A 731-nucleotide genomic window follows, 5' to 3' on the forward strand; every position below is an offset into this window, starting at 1 on the left:
GCTTCGCCATACTGTTTGACATATTCTAAGGATAACGCCACATCTGAAATCTGGTCGGCACTCATGCGTGAGCTTGCGTCAGCTCTGGTCTTGTAGCCATTCTTAAAATCTGTATTGATGTCGATACAATAGGCAGTTTCGCCCTCAACTTTCATCATGCCCTCATTGAATGTAGAACCAATAGAACCGTCATTCATTACTTTTTCAATGATACCGACACGCTCTGCACTTTCCGTCCAGTATTGCTTGCTTTCTGCATGAACGGGTGTAGTCGGTAAAGCAGTAACGACAGTTGCAAGAGCTAAGAAGCCCGTACACAATCGTTTTAATATCTTTTTCATAAATCTAATGCTCCTTTCATTTTGGGTAATAAAATAGCCGTCCAATAAGAACGGCTGAAAATAGAAAAGGAACGTCATTTTAGGCGTTCCATAGTCTATGAAATATTCAATTTTTTCTTGTTTCAATACTGATGTGCTGTACCATATCTTTGCATATCTAGGAAAACTTGCGTATCAAGGCTCATTCGTTGGTAGTAAATAAGTAGTAAATTGATGAGTTTGTTTCCTTGAAAATGCTGATAGATACTGTATTTTAGCGGATAATCAGATTTTTATTGTGTTTTTAAATAAAGATAACATCAAATTTGTTTTACTTCCAGTCGCAAATCAAAGATTCAAGATCGATGTAGATCGAGTAGGAGGCGGCTTTCGCCGCCGACCTCTCACACC

The 731-nt window shown here is 38.7% G+C and carries 1 pseudogene; it reads right to left on the reverse strand.

What is annotated here, in order from left to right:
• Positions 1 to 341, reverse strand: a pseudogene (locus tag DWW13_RS17830) (hypothetical protein); the annotation flags it as partial.
• Between the last annotated feature and the right edge of the window lie 390 nt (positions 342 to 731).

Source organism: Blautia sp. AF14-40 (assembly GCF_003479665.1).
Taxonomy (GTDB): Bacteria; Bacillota; Clostridia; order Lachnospirales; family Lachnospiraceae; genus Fusicatenibacter; species Fusicatenibacter saccharivorans.